Genomic DNA, 19,686 nt, shown 5'->3' with positions numbered 1-19,686 from the left:
AAATCCAACGATTTTCAATGAGATTACCCCCTCAGTTCGCGAATTCGCTGATGTTACACCACTATTTCCAGCGACACGGAGTTAACATTGATCGAAAATCCAATCCTCGAAAACAAACCCGCCGACACACAGCTTATGACGCAAAAACGCCTTGTAATACTCCGAACCATGTGGCTTGACGGCCCCAATATCTGGACCTATCGAAGTTGCATTGAAGCGTTGGTTGACATACAGGAACTGGAACAATTTCCTTCTAACCTGTTGCCGGGTTTTTACGAGCGATTAACGGCTTTACTCCCCGGTTTGGTTGACCACCGCTGCGGAATTGGTGAGCCGGGCGGCTTCCTCTTGCGGGTGCGTGAAGGCACTTACGCGGCCCACATGCTTGAACACATTGTGATTGAACTTCACACGCAAGCCGGGCTTGAAGTGGGATTCGGCAAGGCCCGAATGACCAGCAAAGAAGGCGTTTACAAAATGGTGTTTCGCACACCCGACCCTGTGGTGGGTATGGCGTGCCTGGAAGCTGGTGCACGCCTGTTGCATGCAGCGATCGAAGGAACGGATTACGACCTGCAAGCCGAACTCAAAGTGATCAAGCATCACTGCGACATGCATGGCTTGGGCCCAAGCACTCAACACATTTTGGATGCGGCTTACGAACGCCGCATTCCTATCGTAAGGCTGAACGACGGCAACCTGGTTCAACTGGGGCACGGCAACATGCAACAGCGAATCTGGACTGCTGAAACATCGAGAACCTCAGCCATTGCCGAAGGTATCGCTGCCGACAAAGACCTGTGCAAGGAATTGCTGGCCCAATGTGGCGTGCCGGTTCCCGAAGGCGAAATCGCCAAGAGCCCGGAGCACGCTTGGGAAATTGCGCAAGACATCGGCGTGCCCGTGGTTGTAAAGCCGGTCGACGGCAACTGGGGACGCGGCGTTTCACTTGAGTTGACCAAAGAAGAAGACGTAAAAACCGCATGGCCACTGGCAGACAAAGAAAGCTATTCAGGTGTGATTGTTGAAAAATTCATTCGAGGTACTGAGCATCGCGTGTTGGTGGTGAATTACCAGGTGGCAGCGGTGTCTCGTGGCGAATTGGTTCATGTGGTCGGTGACGGAAAATCAACCTTGCAGGAACTTTGCAATCAACAAATCAATATTGATCCGCGCCGTGGCGAATCAGAAATTTTCCCCCTGCGCCCTGTCAATATTGAGAAAAACCCCGCTGTATTTCTGGAAGTACAACGCCAGGGATACACAGCCTCCTCAGTAATTGACGACGGCTTGAAAGTGCTGATTGAACGAAACAGCAATGCCTCGGAAGATGTCACCGACTTGATTCATCCTGAAATTGCGCGCTTGTGCTGTATGGCTGCACGTGTGGTAGGGCTGGACGTTGCGGGCATCGACCTGGTGTGTGAGCACATTGACCAATCGCCGAAAGCGCAATCGCTGGCAGTGGTTGAAGTCAACGCTGGGCCAGGCTTGATCATGCACATCAAACCTGCCAAGGGGCAACCACGCAATGTGGGCAAACCGATCATCGAGTCGCTGTTTCCCGGCGATGCGAATGGCCGAATCCCCACCATTTCTTACTCGGGCGGCGATGAAATAGATGGTTTCGGCCCGGAACTCACTGAAATTCTGGAAGACCAGGGCCACCGGGTTGGTTTGGCCAGCGATCAGGGCTTGGTCATGAATGGCCGCACTATTAACAAAACGCCCTCGGCCAACTGGCAATCGGGCCGCAACTGCCTGATCAACAAAAACCTCGACACCTTGGTGATGCAGGTCAAGGCCAGTACCATCTTGTCCGAAGGCTTGCCTTTCGACCGCTCAAGCCTGGCGGTAATTACCAGCCTGGGCAGCATGGACGGGCTGGACGAATGGGACATTCTCACCAAAGAGCAACATTTCAATGTGATGCGCACGGTGGTTGACCTGGTGCTGGGCAGCGGCCATGCCGTTGTGAATGCAGACGAAGTCAGCCTGCTGCCCTTGAAAGACCTTTGTGATGGCAAAGTAATCTGGATCAGCAGCACCGCCGACAATCCAATTGTGAATGAGCATTTGAAAAACGGTGGAATGGCCGTGATTTATCAGGGTGAGAACATTCATTTCATGGGCAATCGAGCTGAATCTGAACAACGCAGCCCCATACCGCTGAAACAGCCCCCGGTAAACCTGACAAAGACACTGGCCTTGGCAGCGGCTGGCTGGGCCATGGATGTGCCACACCACCTGCTGCGCGCCGATCTTCGGCAGCGCTACTGAACCCCATGCTGACGCACACAACAGGTTGATGAATTATGAAAATTGAACGCATTCGCGCCTTGCGCGGCCCCAATTTGTGGAGCAAAAACACCAGCATGGAAGCCTTGGTGTTTTGTGAAGAAAATGAACGCCTCTACGACCGCTTTGCCAACATTGAAATGCGCGTTCGCAGCGCCCTGCCAGGCATTGGTTCGCTGCGGGCCACCGGCTTCGAGCAAAACAACATTGCCCTCGCGCATATTTTGGGCCGCACCGCCCTGCGCTTTCAGGTTGAAGCTGGCTCGCAGGTCACCTTCGCCCATGTGGCCGACAACATCACCACCGGGTATTTCCGGGTTGTGGTGCAGTACGAGGAAGAAGACCTGGCGCGTGCAGCTTTCGAAGAAGCGCACCAACTTATTCTGGCTGCACTGGCTGGGCAAGACTTTGATGCAAATGCGGCCGTTGAACGCCTGAAAGAAATTTATGAAGACTGCAAGCTGGGGCCCAGTACAGGTTCTATTGTGAACGCAGCATTGCGCCGCGGCATTCCCATTCGCCGCCTGACTCAGGGCAGCCTGGTTCAATTGGGCTGGGGATCGAAAGCACGAAGAATCCAAGCCGCAGAAACCGACACCACCTGCGCCATTTCCGAGGAAATAGCCCAAGACAAAGACCTGACCAAAACCATTTTGTCAGCCGCTGGAATTCCTACTCCCCGCGGCAAACTGGTCAAAACCTTTGAAGAAGCGCTAGAGGCGTTTCGCGAACTGACCCAAACCACCAAAAAAGGAGTGGTGATCAAGCCCAGCGACGGCAACCAAGGCAAAGGGGTTACTGTCAACATCGTGGATGAAGAACACTTGCGTGTTGCGTTTGATGCTGCCAAGAAATATGGCAGCGGTGTACCCATTGTTGAAGAATTCATTCCTGGCCACGACTATCGCTTCCTGGTGGTGGGTGACAAACTGGTGGCCGCAGCGCGTCGCGAACCGCCTTCCGTGGTTGGCGACGGAACACACACCATCTCAGAACTGGTCGAGATTGAAAACCGCAACCCTTTGCGGGGCGAGGGCCATGGCAGTGCCCTGAGCAAGCTTCGCCTGGACGAAATTGCAATTGCCCGAATCAAGAAACAGGGCTTCACGGCGGAATCAGTGCCCGAGCAAGGTGTGCGGGTAGTGCTTCGCAACAATGCAAATCTGAGCACAGGCGGCAGCGCCACCGACGTTACCGACAACGTTCACCCCGCCATGGCAGAAATGGTGATTCAAGCCGCCCAGCAAATCGGCATTGAAGTGTGTGGTGTCGATGTGGTGTGTGAACGCGTGGACGAATCCCTTGAAGCCCAAGGTGGCGGCATTGTTGAATTGAATGCAGCACCGGGCTTGCGCATGCACCTTGAGCCGTCGATTGGCAAGGGGCGCGACGTGGGCGCAGCCGTGATCGACCTCATGTTCAAGAAAGACGAAAACGGCCGCATTCCAGTGGTTGCAGTCACAGGCACCAACGGTAAAACCACCACCGTGCGCCTGATTGAACAAATTTTGCGTTACCACAATTTGCGCGTTGGTTTTACCGGCACTGAAGGCGTGGTGGTGAACGGGCACCTGATCGACACTGGCGACTGCAGTGGTCCGAAAAGCGCCCACAAAGTGCTGGTTCACCCCGAGGCAGACGCCGCCGTGCTTGAATGCGCACGTGGTGGCATGTTGCGTGAGGGTTTGGGTTTTGACATGTGCGATGTGGGCATTGTGACCAACATCGGCGAAGGCGACCACTTGGGCCTGAACTTCATCGACAGTGTGGAAGACCTGGCCTTGCTGAAAAGCGTGCTGGTACAAAACGTAGCACCCAATGGCCTGGCGGTTTTGAATGCGGATGACCGGCATGCCGCCAACATGGCCAAGCTGACACCGGGCCGTGTGCTGTTTTTCACCAGCAACCCGGACAACCCGATTGTGGCTGCACACAAAGCCAAAGGCCGCCCTGTGATTATTCATGACGGCCGTGTGATCAACATCAGTTATGACGACATGGAAAAAACCATCGACTTGATGGATGTGCCGCTGACCAACAACGGTTTGTTCACCTTCCAGGTGCAAAACGTGATGTGTGCAATGGCAGCCGCATTGGGCCTGAACGTGCCGTTTAACACCATTCGTGCGGCGTTGGGCAGTTTCCAGTCAACGCCCGACACGGTGCCTGGCCGCTTTAACTTTTTCAAGCACAAAGGCGGCTCGGTGATTGCCGATTACGGCCACAATCCAGATGCTGTATCGACGCTGGTGAACACCCTGAAAAACATTCCTGCGATTAAACGCACTGTGGTGATCAGTGCTGCGGGCGATCGACGTGACCAAGACATCATCGAACAGGGTCGATTGGTGGGCGGCTTTTTCGATCACATTATTTTGTACGAAGACGCCTGCCAACGTGGTCGCCCCGATGGTGAAACACTGGCCTTGCTGCAACAAGGCATCGCACTTGCCACAAGCGACAAAAAGCCGTCTGTTGTAGAGGTGCGCGGTGAATTCAAGGCCATTCAAATGGCATTGGATGAAACTGGCCCGGACCACTTGGTGCTGGTATTGATCGACCAGGTCAATGAAGCCTTGCAATATTTGCAGAAAAACACCACTGGTGAACCTGCGCGGGCGTCTGCTTAAAGACCAAGCCGCTTGACCATGCGGTGAAAGTTGCCGGAATCGAGCCCCAGCTGCCTTGCGGCAGCGGCTTGATTTCCACCGGTGTGCGCCAGCACCTGCTGTATCAGGTTTCTCGAAAAAGTATCCACCGCATCCCGGTAGGGCAAGCCTTCGGTTGGAGTGACAATTCCCGCATCAGGAATTGTCGCTGGGCCTCTGGTGTGTGAAGGATGCACATGGTCGGCCTCGCTCACAAGGTCCAGGTGTTCAAGCTCGACAGTGACCATGGGGCCAGGCTCGTCCCTGCGTGCCTTCAAGGCGGCTCGCCCCAGTGTGTGTTCAAGTTCGCGCACATTGCCCGGCCAGCTGTAGCGCTTCAGAGCAGCCTCGCACCCCCGCCCCAAACGAAGATTTCGCAAGCCCAAACGGCTGCGGTTCTGCTCCAGAAAATAGCCGGCCAACAACACCACATCGTCGCCCCGGTCACGCAAAGGCGGAATGTGCAATGGGTAGGCACACAAACGGTGATACAAATCAGCCCTGAACCGCCCTGCTTTCACCTCGGCAGACAAATCGCGATTGCTGGCTGCCACAATGCGCACATCCACCCGGTGCTCCCTGTCGCTGCCCACACGCTGCACCTGCCCGCTTTGCAATACACGCAGCAACTTGGCCTGGGCAGACGCGCTTAGCTCCCCCACTTCGTCAAGAAACAAAGTACCGCCATTGGCCAATTCAAACTTGCCTTGCCGATCACGCTCTGCCCCGGAAAACGCACCTTTGACATGACCAAACAACTCGCTTTCAATCAATTGGTCGGGCAATGCGGCGCAGTTAATAACCACCAAAGGCAGGCTGGCCCGGTTGGACATGGCGTGCAATGCCTGCGCCACCAATTCTTTGCCCACGCCAGTTTCACCGTGAATCAGCACCGCCAGTTGGCTGCTGGCCACTGTCAAAATTTCATGTTTCAATTCGCGGATCGGTTTGCTGTCCCCAACCATCTCCCGGCGCGACAACTGAACCCCTTCCAGTGCGTTCAAACCATTGCCATCGCTGTTGTAGCCCAGCGCCAAGGCACTTGCATTGCGCTCGGTCAGTTCAGCCACATGCACCACAGCCTCACCCAAGCGGGCAAACATGGCCATGGCACGTTCAACTTTCACATCAAACACGCCAGCCTTGAGCGAATCAAGCGTAATGGCACCCCACAATTTGCCGTTCACATGCAAGGCGCAACCCATGCAATCGTGCACATTCAAATCACCAGCATGTACGCCTTCCAGCAAACCATCGTAAGGATCGGGCAAGGTTGATTTGGTCGGAAAGTGGGTAACACCGCGATAAGTCACAATCGCATTCAAGCGGGGGTGCTCGTTCAATTCAAAGCGGCGCCCCAGGCTGTCTGGCGTCAAACCCCGAACAGCCAACGGCTTTAAAGCCGAGCCTTCCTTTTTAAGCAAAGCACATGCATTGCCAGGCAATGCAGCAGCCAAAGAATTGACATAGCGCATGTAGCGGGTAGGTGGATCCAGGTCGGCGCCAAGGTCTTCAATCACCGCCAACACAAAACTGGACATTTCCATGGCTTTCAATCCTTGTTGTCATTTAAACAATTGCTGTGATATTAACAATATAGAAAATATGTCATTTACACAACTTTTTGAAATATTTAACAAAACCAATATTTCACATTAACTATATTTATCAATCAATTACAGAATTAATTAGACCTGGCACGCATCTTGATAGTGTTTGTCATTGAAAAGTATGAGTCAATTTACAATCCGGCAAAAAGGAAATCACCATGTCAGTCAGCACCGAACAAAAACAGTGGATCAAGGCAACCATTCCTGCACTTGAACAGGGCGGCGAGGCATTGACCACTCACTTTTACAAACTGATGTTCAGCAAATACCCGGTTACAGCCACTTTTTTCAACCCTGCCCACCAGCAAAAAGGCACTCAACCCCGAGCCCTGGCCAATGCCGTGCTGGCCTACGCCAGGCACATCGACAACCCGGCCGTGCTAATGAGCGCAGTTACCCTGATTGTGAACAAACACGTGGCCCTGGGTGTAAAAGCAGAACACTATCCAATCGTGGGCGAATGCCTGCTGCAGGCCATGCAAGAAGTATTGGGTGCCGCAGCCACGCCTGAAATCATCGACGCCTGGGCAGCCGCTTACGGCCAGCTCGCCGATATGTTGATTGATGCAGAAGCCAAGCTGTATGCCAAACAAGCCATGTCCACCGGAGGGTGGGAGGGGCAACGTGCTTTCACAATTGCCGCGAAAGAGCAAGAAAGCGAACTGGTCACATCTTTTTACCTGAAACCCGTTGACGGAAAAGAGATCATGACCTTCAAACCAGGGCAATACATCACCCTGCACCTGAACATCAATGGCGCCACCATCATGCGTAACTACTCGTTGTCAGACGCACCCAACGGGCAGCACTACCGCATCTCGGTAAAGCGAGAAGAAGGCGGCGTGGTGTCCAATCACCTGCACAAGCAATTGGCTGTGGGCGACACCGTGCAGCTAAGCCCGCCATGTGGTCAGTTTGTGCTCGATGACAGCAAAGACCCCTTGGTCTTGATTACTGCGGGTGTTGGGCTGACCCCAGCCATTGCAATGCTGAAGGCAGCCGCGGGCCAGCGCGAGGTGCGCTTCATTCACGCCTGCAAAAACGCCGCGCAGCACTCATTCAAGAACCTGACGGAACAACTGAGCGCCCAGCACAGCAACATCACCACTGAATATGTTTATGAAAATCAGCATGGCCTGATCAAACCCCAAACGATTGAGAAAAACCTGCCCAACAATGCACAGGTTTACTTCCTGGGGCCGGTTGGTTTCATGGGCACAGTGAAAAACATGCTCGAAAAACTTGACGTTCCGGCAGACCGCCAGCATTTCGAGTTTTTTGGCCCGGCACAAGCCATTTAAGGCCATCAAGCAATCAGACTGACAAGCCTTTGGTCCTGCCCAAGGCTTGTTGTTGCACAAATTCCAGCAACTCGTCAATTTGAAACGATTTGTCGAAAAAAGCCTTCGCACCAAGGCTTAAACAACGGTGTCGAATCACCAAATTTGAATAGTTGGAAAAAACAACAACACCGAGCAGTTTGTTGTTCAACTGCATGCAGTCGTCATTGAGGCTTTTCAGTACACCCAGCCCGGTACCCGATTCCAGCTCCAAATCCACAATGGCCAAATCCGCACATTCACTGCGCATCATTTCAAGCGCCTCTTGCTCGGAACCCACACTGCCAATCACCTTCACACTGGGAATTTCACACAGCATGGCTTGCAACATGGCTTGCAACTCAACCGAATCTTCAACCAGCAGCACACGAAAGGGAAACTGGTTTGTGCAATTCTTTTTCATGGCAAACACCTGAAACGCCCCCACCAGCCAAAAGGCTGGTGAGGCGTCATGACCGCCCTTTAAGACTTGGGCTTCAACTCAATCATGTTGGAAACGGCTTTGACACCTTCCACCTGTTTGGCCAAGGCCTCGGCACGATCAATTTCTGCCTCGGTTCTGGCTTCACCTGACAACACCACCACACCTTGCTTGGTTTCCACATTCACACGCAAAGCGCTCACTTTGTCATCTTCTGCATGCTTGGCTTTCACCTTGGTGGTGATGGTGGCGTCATCCACATACTGCCCCACTGCTTTCATGGGCTCCTTGCCCTGCTCAGCGGCATACACAGGGCTCAACGCAGACAACGCAACACCAGAGGCGATCAAAGTTTGAGTGATCAATTTTTTCATGGTTGTACTCCTTCAAGGTTATTGAACTGACTACCGACAAGAAATCGAGATCAAAAGTATGTATTGATCAAGCTTCATGCGTTCAATACTACGGAGGAGCGAAACTGGGATCTGTCCGACAAAGATGATTCGAATGTAGGACTGGTCTGGCCTCCTCTCCGAACAACCACATGAGGAACCTTCAGATGATTCGATTGGCCATTGTTGATGATCATGCCATTGTGCGCGCTGGCTTTCGCGAAATGCTGAATGACGAGCTGGGCATGTCCATTCAGTTTGAAGCCGCTTGCGCCGAAGAAGCGAAAACATTGCTTGGACAACACCCCTGCGATGTACTCATGCTCGACCTGTCGCTACCGGATCAAAACGGCATCGATTTGCTTCGAACCGTGAAACAACGACACGATGAAACACAGGTGTTAATCATTAGCAGCTTTTCGGAGGACCGCTATGCCCTGCCCATGATTCGCAGTGGCGCGAGCGGCTATTTGTGCAAAGACTGCGACCGCAACGACCTGATCAATGCCATTCACACTGTTGCACAGGGACGCCGCTATATTTCTGCCAACACCGCTGAACTGCTTGCGCGAGAAATCACTGGCGAAGCAGAGAAAACCGCACATGAACAATTGTCAGAGCGCGAAATGCAGGTGTTCATCAGATTGGCCAAAGGTGAAAGCGTGTCACAAATCGCCGACGTGCTTCACCTCAGTGTAAAAACAGTCAGCACTTATCGATCCAGGTTGCTTGAGAAGCTGCAGCTTGGCAGCAATGCCGAACTGGCAACCTACGCCCATCAGCACGGACTAATCTTTGCCTGAACCCGCAGCGTCCACCACTGGCAAGTGCACCTTGATCCGGGTTCCCTGACCCGGGCTAGCGCTTAACTCCAGCCGTCCACTGAACATTTGGGCACGGTGCTTCATGCCGGCAATGCCATGACCATGCAACTCAATGTCCTGAGTGTCAAACCCGACACCATTGTCTCGAATACACAAGCACACGGCGCCCTTTTCCTGGCTCAAACTTAACCACGCCTGGCTGGCTTTCGCATATTTTCGAATATTGTTCAAAGACTCTTGTGCCACACGAAACAAGGCCAAGGACTGCTCCTCGGTAAGATGCAATTCACGATCCGGAAAACTCATCTGAATCGGCACATCCATTTCAAACTGTTGCCCCAATGAGCGCAAGGCTTCCACCAGCCCCAAACCTTTCAGCAAAGGGGGCTGCAAATCGTCCACCAGGCGACGCGTCAGTGTAATGGTGCTGCCAATATTCTCGATCAGGCGCAACAAACGCTCTTGAACAGGGTCATCCACCTGCCCGCCCAGCGAGCGGCGCAACCAGCCCGCATCCATTTTCGCAGCAGTCAGCGCAGACCCCATTTCATCATGCAATTCACGGGCAATGTGCTGGCGCTCCTCCTCTTGTGCCTTGGTCAGGTTACTGGCCAAATTGCTTAACTCAACGGTGCGCGCCTGCACTTTGGCCTCAAGACGAGTGTTCTCGGTCTTCAACAAATCCTGAATTCGGGCACGCAAAGCCACCTGCCTTTGTTGCACCACAAACAGAGCAATAATCAGCAACATAGAACCCACACCCAACGCGTACCCCACATACTGAATTTTTTCAGCACGCGCCAAGTACATGTTTTCAAGGTCTTGATGCGCCTTCTCCCGCCGCGCTTTGAGTACAGCAAGGCGAACGCGAATTTCATCCATCAACTGTTTGCCAAGTTCACCGTATTCCTCCGACAAGACCACAGGCGCACGGCCTTGGCTCAACATTTCACCCAAATACTGAAACTTCGCATCCACCAAACGCCTCAATACCTGTAAATCAGCATGGTCATCCGAACCTGGTGGAATATCAAAATTCATGGAAGCCATCAAAGGCTCCAGTCGGGCTGCCGTACTGCGGTAGGGCTCAAGGTAAACATCGTTGCGCATCAACAGGAAGGACAAGGCGCTGGCTTCTGCATCCACCAACAACACCCACAACTGATCAAGTCGATCAATTCTTTTTTGATTGATTTCAGACATCGCCACCACCTCGGCATTCATTCTTGAATGCGTATAGGTAATGCCCAACAAGGCCAGCACCATGGCGCAGCCGAAGATGAAAAGCCAGTACGGACGACCATGCCGAATCTGGCTTCGCACGGATTGAATTGAATGGTGAACCGAATTCTTCAAACAGACCTTTAAGACGAAACAAGGGCCACTTTGTAAGTGGCCCCGCTGTGAAACTACCCAGTCAATTCAAACAACTACGGCCTGGATTTAATCAGATTCACAACAAAAGTAATCGCCGCCAGCACAATGAAAATGAAAAACAATACTTTTGCAATTTCCACTGCACCGGCTGCAATACCACCGAAGCCAAACAAAGCGGCAATTAATGCAATCACAAAGAACACAACTGCGTAATGCAACATGATCAACTCCTTGAGGGTCTGGTTGGTTGACGCTTTACAGTAAACGCCTTAAGTGAAAAAGTAGGTCAGCTTAGGCTGAAGAAGTTGTGAGCAATCTCCTACACGCTGGCAGAACACGCTTCTATTCACTGGTTTGCAACGCAAATAATAGGTTAAATTAAACACAGATCATTCTTTAACAAAAGGATCATCGTGATTCTTGTCATCGCAAACCCGAAAGCCGGATACCTCAAAACACGCCACTCAAGTGGCAGCCTTGCTGAAATTCATCGCATATTGGGCAATGCGGGGCATGTGGCTTTGACTCAAAACGCACAAGAACTTGAACAAGCCCTACTTGCCTACCAAGACAAACCTCCCACTGTGATTGTGCCTTTTGGCGGAGATGGCACCGTATCTGCGGTGTTGGGTGCTGCCGCCAAAGTGTGGGGCGAACATGCCATTCCTGCCATTTTCCCCTTGCATGCAGGCACCATGAACATGATTGCTTGGGACGTTTACCCCAAAACAGCACCACTGAAAGCCCTGCGCTGGTTGCTTGAACACCAGGCAAACGCCCTGTTACACAGCACACCGCGCTACCCCGTAAAAACCTCGGATGAACAATACGGATTTGTATTTGGTTTTGGCGTCACAGTGAACTTCATGCATGCGTACTACAGCATGGGCAGCGGACCAATTGCCGCCACCAAACTCCTGGCGAAAATCGCGTGGGGAATTATTCGGCGCAACAGCTTTGTAGATAACCTGTTCTCCACCGTCAAAGGGCAGCAAACCCGCAACAACTCAACACCACAAAGGTTTGCCTGGCAGGCCTGCCTTGCGCTGAGTATTCGGTGTTTGCCACTTCGTTTCCGTGTATCCACCAGTGGCGGGCACCAGGCCAACCAAGACATGTGCCTGATCGCTGGTGTGCCCAACAAACTTGCACTCGTGTTGAACCTGATGAGAATCTGGTTCGGGACCATGCCAGCCAGCGTCGGCGTCGAGCGCAGCACCATTTCAAGCATTGAATTTCAGTTTGATTCGCCCACAGCATGGCAACTCGACGGCGATGTACACCCGCCAGTGAAGTCAATTCAGATCAGCAGCGCGCCTGCTGTTCAATTTGTGGCGATGGAATAAAAAAAGGGATCCCAAACGGGATCCCTTTTTCATTCTGGCGGAGACGAGAAGATTCGAACTTCCGATACCCTTTTGGGGTATGCTCCCTTAGCAGGGGAGTGCCTTCGACCACTCGGCCACGTCTCCAGAAGGCCGAATTATACACGGTTTCGGCCAAAATGTTGAATGCAGGCGCAAATCGCTTTCACACAACTTGCACCGCATTCCTATCACTCCAAACTCAGCTCAAACCGAAGTTCAAGCGGCTTCTTTTTCCAGACCAAAGGCCTTGTGCAGAGCACGAACTGCCAATTCCATGTACTTGTCATCGATCAACACCGACACCTTGATCTCAGACGTTGAAATCATCTGGATGTTGATGCCCTCTTCCGACAAGGTTTTGAACATCAAACTGGCCACACCCACATGCGAACGCATACCGATGCCCACAATCGACACCTTGCACACATTCGTGTCACCGGCCACTTCACGCGCACCAACACTGCCCTGAATCTTGTTTTTCAACAAGTCCATGGTTTTGTTGAATTCATTGCGATGCACTGTGAAAGTGAAATCGGTGGTGCCATCCGTGCCCTGGTTCTGAATGATCATGTCCACGTCGATGTTCGCTTCAGCAACCTGACCCAAAATTTGATAAGCCACACCGGGCTTGTCAGGCACACCCCGAATGGTCACTTTTGCTTCATCACGGTTGAAAGCGATACCGGAAACAACAGCCTGTTCCATATGTTCATCTTCCTCAAAAGTAATCAGCGTGCCGGAAACCTTTTCTTCGTCCAGCGACATCATTGGATCGGTCAGGCTGGAAAGCACTCGGGTAGGCACACGGTACTTGCCGGCAAATTCCACGGAGCGAATTTGCAGAACCTTGGAACCCAAAGAGGCCATTTCCAGCATTTCTTCAAAACTAACCACACGCATGCGGCGTGCCTCTGGTACTACACGGGGGTCGGTGGTGTAAACACCATCCACATCGGTGTAAATCAGGCACTCGGCTGCACCCATGGCGGCAGCAATCGCAACGGCAGAAGTATCGGAGCCACCACGGCCCAGCGTGGTTTGATTGCCCGCTTCATCAATGCCCTGGAAGCCGGTAATAATCACCACCTTGCCGGCGTTCAATTCCGCTTTCACGCGCGTGTCGTCGATCGACTCAATGCGTGCCTTGGTGTGGCTGCTGTCAGTTTTAATGGGTACTTGCCAGCCAGAAAAGCTGATTGCGTCCAATCCCTCGGCTTTCAAAGCCATGGCCAACAGGGCAACGGAGGCCTGCTCGCCTGTGCAACACAGCATGTCTAGTTCACGGGGATCAGGCTCAGCCTGAATTTCCTTGGCCAGGCCAATCAAGCGGTTGGTTTCGCCAGACATGGCCGACGGCACCACCACCATTTGAAAGCCCGCGCGATGCCATTTGGCGACACGCTTGGCTACATTCTTGATACGTTCTGTGGACCCCATGGAGGTGCCACCGTATTTATGTACTATCAGTGACATAGTCAGATCGCCCTGCACAAATAAAAAGCGCGAACCATTTCGCGCTTTTAAATCAATCAGTTGAACATTTTACCTGAAATTCTGGCTACTCTTATTGGTTCGCGGAATAACCCAGGTTCATTTGCAAGCCGGCTGACTCCAGCACCTCCGGGTGCTTGCGCATGTATTCAAGCCGATCCAGATATTCAGTGGTCACATCACCGGTAATGTACGAACCATCAAAACAGCTGGCATCGAAGGTTTGAATTTTCGGGTTCAAGTCGCGCACAGCGCGTTTCATGTCCTCGATGTCTTGATAAAACAAGGCATCTGCACCGATCTCCGCACAAATTTCTTCATCAGTGCGGCCTGAGGCAATCAATTCATCACGTGTGGGCATGTCGATACCGTACACATTTGGGAAACGCACGGGTGGCGCAGCCGACGCAAAAATTACCTTTTTGGCACCGGCTTCACGGGCCATTTGTACAATTTCCCGGCTGGTGGTACCGCGCACAATGGAGTCATCCACCAACAACACGGTTTTGCCCTTGAATTCAACAGAAATGGCGTTTAGCTTCTGGCGAACACTTTTCTTGCGCACGGCCTGGCCTGGCATGATAAAAGTGCGGCCGATATAGCGGTTCTTGATAAAACCCTCGCGGTAAGGCACACCCAGTTGATTCGCCAGTTCCAGCGCAGCCGGGCGGCTGGAGTCGGGAATTGGCATGACCACATCAATTTCACCGGCAGGCATGCCTTTGCGAATTTGATCGGCCAGGTATTCGCCCATTTTCACGCGAGCTTCATACACACTAATGCCATCCATCACAGAGTCGGGGCGCGCCAAATACACGTATTCGAAAATGCAGGGGTTCAGTGACGATTTCTCGGCACACTGCTGCGCATGAAGCTTGCCGTCGAGATCAACAAACACTGCTTCGCCTGGTTCAATGTCACGCACAAACTCAAAACCCATGCCCACCAGTGCCACCGATTCAGAGGCAAACATGTACTCGGTGCCCTGCTCTGTCTCGGCCTTGCCCAAAGCCAGCGGGCGAATACCAAACGGATCGCGGAAAGCCAACAAACCATAGCCTGCAATTTGTGCAACGCAGGCATAAGCACCACGGGCACGTGCATGCACACCCGCCACTGCGCGGAAAATTGTGACTGGATCAAGCGAGTAACCTGAGGCATTGGATTGCAGCTCGTGAGCCAACACGTTAAGCAACACCTCGGAATCTGAATTGGTGTTGATGTGGCGACGATCGTTCTTGAACAGCTCGGCTTTCAAACGCTCGCTGTTGGTCAGGTTGCCGTTGTGGGCCAACACCAAACCGTAAGGCGCATTCACATAGAAAGGCTGTGCTTCATCAGAGCTGGCCGCTGAACCTGCCGTGGGGTAACGCACATGGCCAATGCCCATGTTGCCGGGCAATGAACGCATATTGCGGGTGCGGAATACATCGCGCACCAAGCCATTGCCTTTGGACATTGAAAACGAATTGCTGTGTGCCGTTGCAATGCCGGCAGCGTCTTGGCCACGGTGTTGCAACAACAGCAAGCTGTCGTAAAGAATTTGATTAACAGGAGAAAAACCGGCAATACCGACAATCCCGCACATTGAAAGCTCCTAGTAGCGCACCCACTTGGCCACACTTTCGGGCAAATGCGGTTTGATTTCTCTCATCGCATCCACTGCCAAAGGGGACAACATGGCATTTCGCCAAAATGGCTGTTCCGGAAGCGAAGTGAACCCTGCCCCGGTAACCAGCACCAACACAATAAATAAACCACGCGCGAAGCCGAACGTGGCGCCCAGGCCACGGTCCGCAAAACCCAAACCTGCCGCGGCAACAATTTTGCCCAGCAGTGAAATCAGAATGGCACCCACCAACATGGTGGCAAAAAAAGCAGCGGCGCACCCAATAAGCGCTTTCATGGGCGGGCTCAGCGATTCAGCCCAGTCCATATACACCGCCAGATCTGCGCCATAACGGTTTGCAACCCAGAAGGCCAACACCCAGTTGGCCAGGGAAAGCACTTCTTTGACCATGCCACGGAACAAACCCAGAATGACCGACAGCACCACCACGGCAATGACGATGTAATCAAATATCGTCACTGCACCACTCTCCCTGAGGCGTAACCAGCAGTGGCCAGCTTGGCCTTGGTTTCATCAGCTTTGGCTTGCCCGGCGATTGGCCCAACCCTGACCCGGTACACCGTGCCATTGGCTGTGCTGGTGGATTCCACTTTTGCAGGAAAACCCTTGCCACTCAATTCTTTGCTCAATGCATCGGCACGAAGCTTGTCGCTGACCGCAGCCACCTGAACCCAATACACCTCAGCCTTGGCAAAGGCGGCAATCGGGTCTTCCACCTTGGGTTCGGGCTTGGGCTCTGGTTTGGCTTCCACCTTGGGCTCTACCTTTGGTGTTGGCTTGGGCTCCGCTTTAGGCTCGGGCATCACGGGGGGTGGTTCTACAGGGGGAGCAACAGGCGCAGTGGCCACCGCCTGCTCTTGAGTAGATTGTGGTGCTTCAATTTTTGGCTGTTCGGGAACCTGTGCAGCTTGCGCAGGAATTTCAGCGGAAGGACGGTCAGGCACCACCAGTTCAACATCGCTGCTGGTTTGGGATGGCTCGTTTTCCACCAAAGCGGGAACGATGATAATGGCCGCCAGAAAAAGTGCAATGGAGCCAACCAATCGCCTTCTGGACCTGCGTTTCAACTCATCAACCGGATCGTTGTTGACTTTGTTCCTGGCAGTAGAACGCGAATTTGAACTCACCTGCACTCCTGAAAAAAATTAACCGGGACGTTTTCGAAGCGCTTCTTTGGCTTGCATTGCTTGGGCCACAACCAGGAAGGATCCAAAAACCAGAATTCTATCATTGGGTGGCACCGCAGAAGTGACCACCGCATACGCTTGACTCACACTCTCGTAGCTCTGCACGCTTTTTTCCGGTGCCTGCTTCGCAATACCACCTTTGGCCAGTGCCTGGGAATTACCCACCCAGTCAAAAGCTGCTGAGTCAACACCCGCTAGTTCCAGTTGCTGCTTCAATTGGGCTGTGCTGCGGCCCCGGTCACCTTCAAGTGGCACCAGGTGCCAATGGTCAACCCTGTCTTTCAACGCTTTGACCACCTCAACTGCGTCTTTATCGGCCAACATTCCGAAAATACAATGGGTGTACGGAAAAAAACCCATGTTGTCGAGGCTTTCACGCAAATGCGCCGCCGCATGCGGATTGTGTCCAACGTCCAAAACCACCGTGGGTTGACCCGGCAACACCTGAAAACGCCCTGGCCACTCCACCAAGAGAAAACCCTGACGAATCGATTGAGCCGGAACAGGCAAGCGATCCCGCACTGACTCCAGTGCGGCCAGCGCAGCCGATGCATTCAACAATTGATTGGTACCGCGCAAAGCCGGGTAAGCCAAGGCGGCACGACGCATGCTGCGGCCGCCATAGGCCCATTGCTGCTTGTCGCCACTGTAGTTGTAATCGCGGGCGAACAACCACAAATCGGCACCAATTGAATTGGCATGGTCAATCACGCTTTGTGGCGGCTTGGGGTCGCCCACAATTGCAGGTTTGCCCGCACGGAAAATACCGGCTTTTTCGCGGCCAATGCTTTCACGGTCTGGGCCAAGAAAGGCCTGGTGATCAATGTCCACGCTGGTACAAATTGCACAATCGGCGTCGAAAATATTCACCGCATCCAGCCTGCCACCCAAACCCACTTCCAGAATGACCGCATCCAGATCAATGCGAGAAAAGACCAAGGCCGCAGCCAGGGTGGTGAATTCAAAATAGGTCAGGGAAATACCGGTTGCTGTGCGCGCCAGCTCGACCTGCTCGAACGCTGAAATCAACTCAGGCTCAGCCACCTCAGCACCATTGATGCGTGCCCGCTCGGTAAAGCGAATCAGGTGGGGCGAGGTGTACATGCCCACTTTGTAGCCCGCCTGAATCAAAATACTTTCCAACATGGCGCAGGTCGACCCTTTGCCATTGGTGCCCGCCACTGTGAACACAACGCCGTTCAGGGCAAAACCCATGTGTTGCTGAACCACTTTCAGGCGGTCCAGCCCCATGTCGATTGGCTTGCTGTGGATTGATTCCAGATAAACCAGCCACTCGTTCAGTGTTGCGTTGGCGGCTGGCTTTGTTGGCTTCGAAGGGTTCGGTTGGGGTACTGCTTGATTCATAACGATTCAGGCCGCTTGGTCAATCTGTTTCTTCATCAACAGCGCCAACAGGCTGGCCAAGGTTTTTTTCATCTCACGGCGATCCACAATGCAATCCACCGCACCTTTTTCCATCAAGAATTCAGCGCGCTGAAAACCTTCAGGCAAGGTTTGGCGCACAGTTTGTTCGATCACGCGGGGGCCCGCAAAACCGATCAAGGCTTTGGGTTCAGCCACCACCACATCGCCCAAAAATGCGAAGCTGGCAGACACGCCACCCATGGTGGGATCAGTCAACACAGAAATATAGGGGAGTTTGGCTTGGCTCAGTTTGACCAACATGGCCGAAGTTTTCGCCATTTGCATGAGCGAGCCCAAACCTTCCTGCATGCGGGCACCGCCCGATGCTGCGATGCTGATGAACGGTACATTGGCGTCCAATGCAGCCTGCACACCCCGGCAGAAGCGCTCGCCCACCACAGAGCCCATCGAACCGCCCATGAATTCAAATTCAAAACAGGCAATCACCACCTCAATACCGTTCATGGTGCCTTTTTGCACCACCAAAGCATCGGTTTCGCCAGTGGATTCCTTGGCCTCATTCAAACGCGCTGTGTAGCTTTTGCTGTCCTTGAATTTCAAGGTGTCCATGGGCAGCACTTCCTGCCCAATCTCCACGCGCTCCTCGTTGTCAAACAACAAATTCAAGCGCTCGCGTGAACCAATGCGCATGTGGTAAGTGCACGAGGGACAAACCATGGCGTTGCTGACCAGGTCGTTTTGGTACAGCACCGCATCACAGCTTTTGCACTTCGCCCAAATGCCTTCCGGCACGCTTTTTTTGGCAGCGTCGCCGGGTGTTTTCGAAGAAATGCGTGGTGGAATAATTTTGTCAAACCAACTCATACACTTTCCCTTGCTGAGGTATTTTTATTTTGAGCCGAACTTTGAATCAAGCGCGGCACGAATCGGGGCAATGAACTTGCCCGCCAAAGCGGCTGCCTCTTGCGGGCTGCCTGCTTCCAGAGTTTGAATCAAAGCGGAACCAATCACCACTGCATCAGCCGACTCGGCCACGCGACAGGCTGATTCCGCGTCGCGAATCCCAAAACCAACACCCACGGGCACGTTTGTGAATTTGCGGATGGTTGGCAATTTGGAACTGACTTCGGCGGCATTCAGGTTTTGCGCACCTGTCACACCCTTGAGTGACACGTAGTACACATAACCACTGGCCACTTTGGCCACTTTTTCAATGCGTTCATCCGACGAAGTGGGTGCCAGCAAAAAAATAGGATCCAGTTCGGCCGCACGCAGGTATTTTGAAAACTCAAGCGATTCTTCGGGTGGGTAATCCACCACAAGCACACCGTCTACTCCAGCCTTTTTGGCTTCAGCCACATATTTTTCAACACCCATGCGCTCAATCGGGTTCGCATAGCCCATCAGCACAATCGGAGTGTGCTGGTTGGTTTGGCGGAATTCCGCCACGTAGTCGAGAATTTTGCGTGAGGTAACGCCCTTCTCCAGCGCGCGTTCACTGGAACGTTGAATCACGGGGCCGTCGGCCATGGGGTCCGAAAACGGCACACCCAATTCAATCACATCGGAACCGGCATCGGCCAAGGCATGCAACATGGCCACGGTTTGGCCTGGATCGGGGTCACCGCCCGTGACGAAAGGAATCAGACCCTTTCGCCCCTCTTCTTTTAACTTCTCGAAAACTGCTTTGATTCTTGACATGGTGTGTTGTAAAA

At 53.0% G+C, this 19,686-nt stretch carries 17 protein-coding genes and 1 tRNA gene; 5 read left to right on the top strand and 13 right to left on the bottom strand.

What is annotated here, in order from left to right; translation table 11 throughout:
- Nucleotides 1-87: 87 nt before the first annotated feature.
- Nucleotides 88-2,280: a cyanophycin synthetase family protein gene (locus FCS97_RS11330; RefSeq protein ID WP_246066271.1), complete on the top strand. Its 2,193-nt coding sequence runs from the start codon at nt 88-90 to the stop codon at nt 2,278-2,280.
- 35 nt (nt 2,281-2,315) lie between these two features.
- Nucleotides 2,316-4,928, top strand: coding sequence for a cyanophycin synthetase (gene cphA / locus FCS97_RS11325; RefSeq protein ID WP_138518528.1), 2,613 nt, complete (start codon nt 2,316-2,318; stop codon nt 4,926-4,928).
- On the opposite strand, the gene norR is transcribed toward cphA, so the two are convergent.
- On the bottom strand, nt 4,925-6,493 hold the full coding sequence (gene norR / locus FCS97_RS11320; RefSeq protein ID WP_246066269.1) for a nitric oxide reductase transcriptional regulator NorR: 1,569 nt from the start codon (nt 6,491-6,493) through the stop codon (nt 4,925-4,927). The two genes, cphA and norR, sit on opposite strands and share 4 nt — an antisense overlap.
- 221 nt (nt 6,494-6,714) lie before the next feature.
- On the opposite strand from norR, the gene hmpA reads away from it, so the two are divergent.
- Complete coding sequence (gene hmpA / locus FCS97_RS11315; protein ID WP_138518527.1) at nt 6,715-7,857, top strand: NO-inducible flavohemoprotein; 1,143 nt, start codon at nt 6,715-6,717, stop codon at nt 7,855-7,857.
- 13 nt (nt 7,858-7,870) lie between these two features.
- Here the strand turns inward: hmpA and FCS97_RS11310 are convergent, their stop codons facing one another.
- Both FCS97_RS11310 and FCS97_RS11305 read right to left on the bottom strand, forming a co-directional pair.
- Nucleotides 7,871-8,299, bottom strand: a complete 429-nt coding sequence (locus FCS97_RS11310) for a response regulator (RefSeq protein WP_138518526.1) — start codon at nt 8,297-8,299, stop codon at nt 7,871-7,873.
- A gap of 59 nt (nt 8,300-8,358) precedes the next feature.
- A complete protein-coding gene (locus FCS97_RS11305) occupies nt 8,359-8,691 on the bottom strand; it encodes a BON domain-containing protein (protein ID WP_138518525.1) in 333 nt (110 codons plus the stop codon).
- Between the two features lie 185 nt (nt 8,692-8,876).
- On the opposite strand from FCS97_RS11305, the gene FCS97_RS11300 reads away from it, so the two are divergent.
- A complete protein-coding gene (locus FCS97_RS11300; protein WP_138518524.1) occupies nt 8,877-9,512 on the top strand; it encodes a response regulator in 636 nt (211 codons plus the stop codon).
- Here the strand turns inward: FCS97_RS11300 and FCS97_RS11295 are convergent.
- Nucleotides 9,498-10,856, bottom strand: coding sequence for a sensor histidine kinase (locus FCS97_RS11295; RefSeq protein WP_138518523.1), 1,359 nt, complete (start codon nt 10,854-10,856; stop codon nt 9,498-9,500). The two genes, FCS97_RS11300 and FCS97_RS11295, sit on opposite strands and share 15 nt — an antisense overlap.
- Nucleotides 10,857-10,963: 107 nt before the next feature.
- Nucleotides 10,964-11,131 carry a DUF1328 domain-containing protein gene (locus tag FCS97_RS11290; protein WP_138518522.1) on the bottom strand — a complete coding sequence of 56 codons (168 nt, stop codon included), beginning with the start codon at nt 11,129-11,131 and terminating at the stop codon, nt 10,964-10,966.
- Nucleotides 11,132-11,323: 192 nt separating this feature from the next.
- On the opposite strand from FCS97_RS11290, the gene FCS97_RS11285 reads away from it, so the two are divergent.
- Entirely contained in the window at nt 11,324-12,256 is a 933-nt protein-coding gene (locus FCS97_RS11285; RefSeq protein ID WP_171035284.1) for a diacylglycerol/lipid kinase family protein, read from the top strand.
- A gap of 35 nt (nt 12,257-12,291) precedes the next feature.
- Here FCS97_RS11285 and FCS97_RS11280 read toward each other — a convergent pair.
- The 8 genes from FCS97_RS11280 to trpA all read right to left on the bottom strand — a co-directional run bounded on the left by FCS97_RS11280 (nt 12,292) and on the right by trpA (nt 19,672).
- Nucleotides 12,292-12,382 (bottom strand) — tRNA-Ser (locus FCS97_RS11280).
- A 111-nt stretch (nt 12,383-12,493) separates the two neighbouring features.
- Nucleotides 12,494-13,750: an aspartate kinase gene (locus FCS97_RS11275; RefSeq protein ID WP_138518520.1), complete on the bottom strand. Its 1,257-nt coding sequence runs from the start codon at nt 13,748-13,750 to the stop codon at nt 12,494-12,496.
- Between the two features lie 91 nt (nt 13,751-13,841).
- On the bottom strand, nt 13,842-15,356 hold the full coding sequence (gene purF, locus FCS97_RS11270; protein ID WP_138518519.1) for an amidophosphoribosyltransferase: 1,515 nt from the start codon (nt 15,354-15,356) through the stop codon (nt 13,842-13,844).
- A gap of 9 nt (nt 15,357-15,365) precedes the next feature.
- The gene (locus FCS97_RS11265; RefSeq protein WP_008248980.1) at nt 15,366-15,857 is read right to left on the bottom strand and encodes a CvpA family protein; all 492 of its coding nucleotides are present in this window, start codon (nt 15,855-15,857) and stop codon (nt 15,366-15,368) included.
- The gene (locus FCS97_RS16555) at nt 15,854-16,525 is read right to left on the bottom strand and encodes an SPOR domain-containing protein (protein WP_171035283.1); all 672 of its coding nucleotides are present in this window, start codon (nt 16,523-16,525) and stop codon (nt 15,854-15,856) included. Before FCS97_RS16555 ends, FCS97_RS11265 begins: the two co-directional genes overlap by 4 nt.
- Before the next feature lie 18 nt (nt 16,526-16,543).
- Nucleotides 16,544-17,950 carry a bifunctional tetrahydrofolate synthase/dihydrofolate synthase gene (gene folC / locus FCS97_RS11255; RefSeq protein ID WP_138518517.1) on the bottom strand — a complete coding sequence of 469 codons (1,407 nt, stop codon included), beginning with the start codon at nt 17,948-17,950 and terminating at the stop codon, nt 16,544-16,546.
- 6 nt (nt 17,951-17,956) lie between these two features.
- Nucleotides 17,957-18,835: an acetyl-CoA carboxylase, carboxyltransferase subunit beta gene (accD, locus tag FCS97_RS11250; protein ID WP_138518516.1), complete on the bottom strand. Its 879-nt coding sequence runs from the start codon at nt 18,833-18,835 to the stop codon at nt 17,957-17,959.
- A 24-nt stretch (nt 18,836-18,859) separates the two neighbouring features.
- On the bottom strand, nt 18,860-19,672 hold the full coding sequence (trpA, locus tag FCS97_RS11245) for a tryptophan synthase subunit alpha (RefSeq protein WP_138518515.1): 813 nt from the start codon (nt 19,670-19,672) through the stop codon (nt 18,860-18,862).
- Nucleotides 19,673-19,686 lie beyond the last annotated feature (14 nt).

It is taken from the genome of Limnobacter alexandrii (assembly GCF_005871185.1).
Taxonomy (GTDB): Bacteria; Pseudomonadota; Gammaproteobacteria; order Burkholderiales; family Burkholderiaceae_B; genus Limnobacter; species Limnobacter alexandrii.
This window is presented reverse-complemented; position numbering and strand designations above follow the sequence as displayed.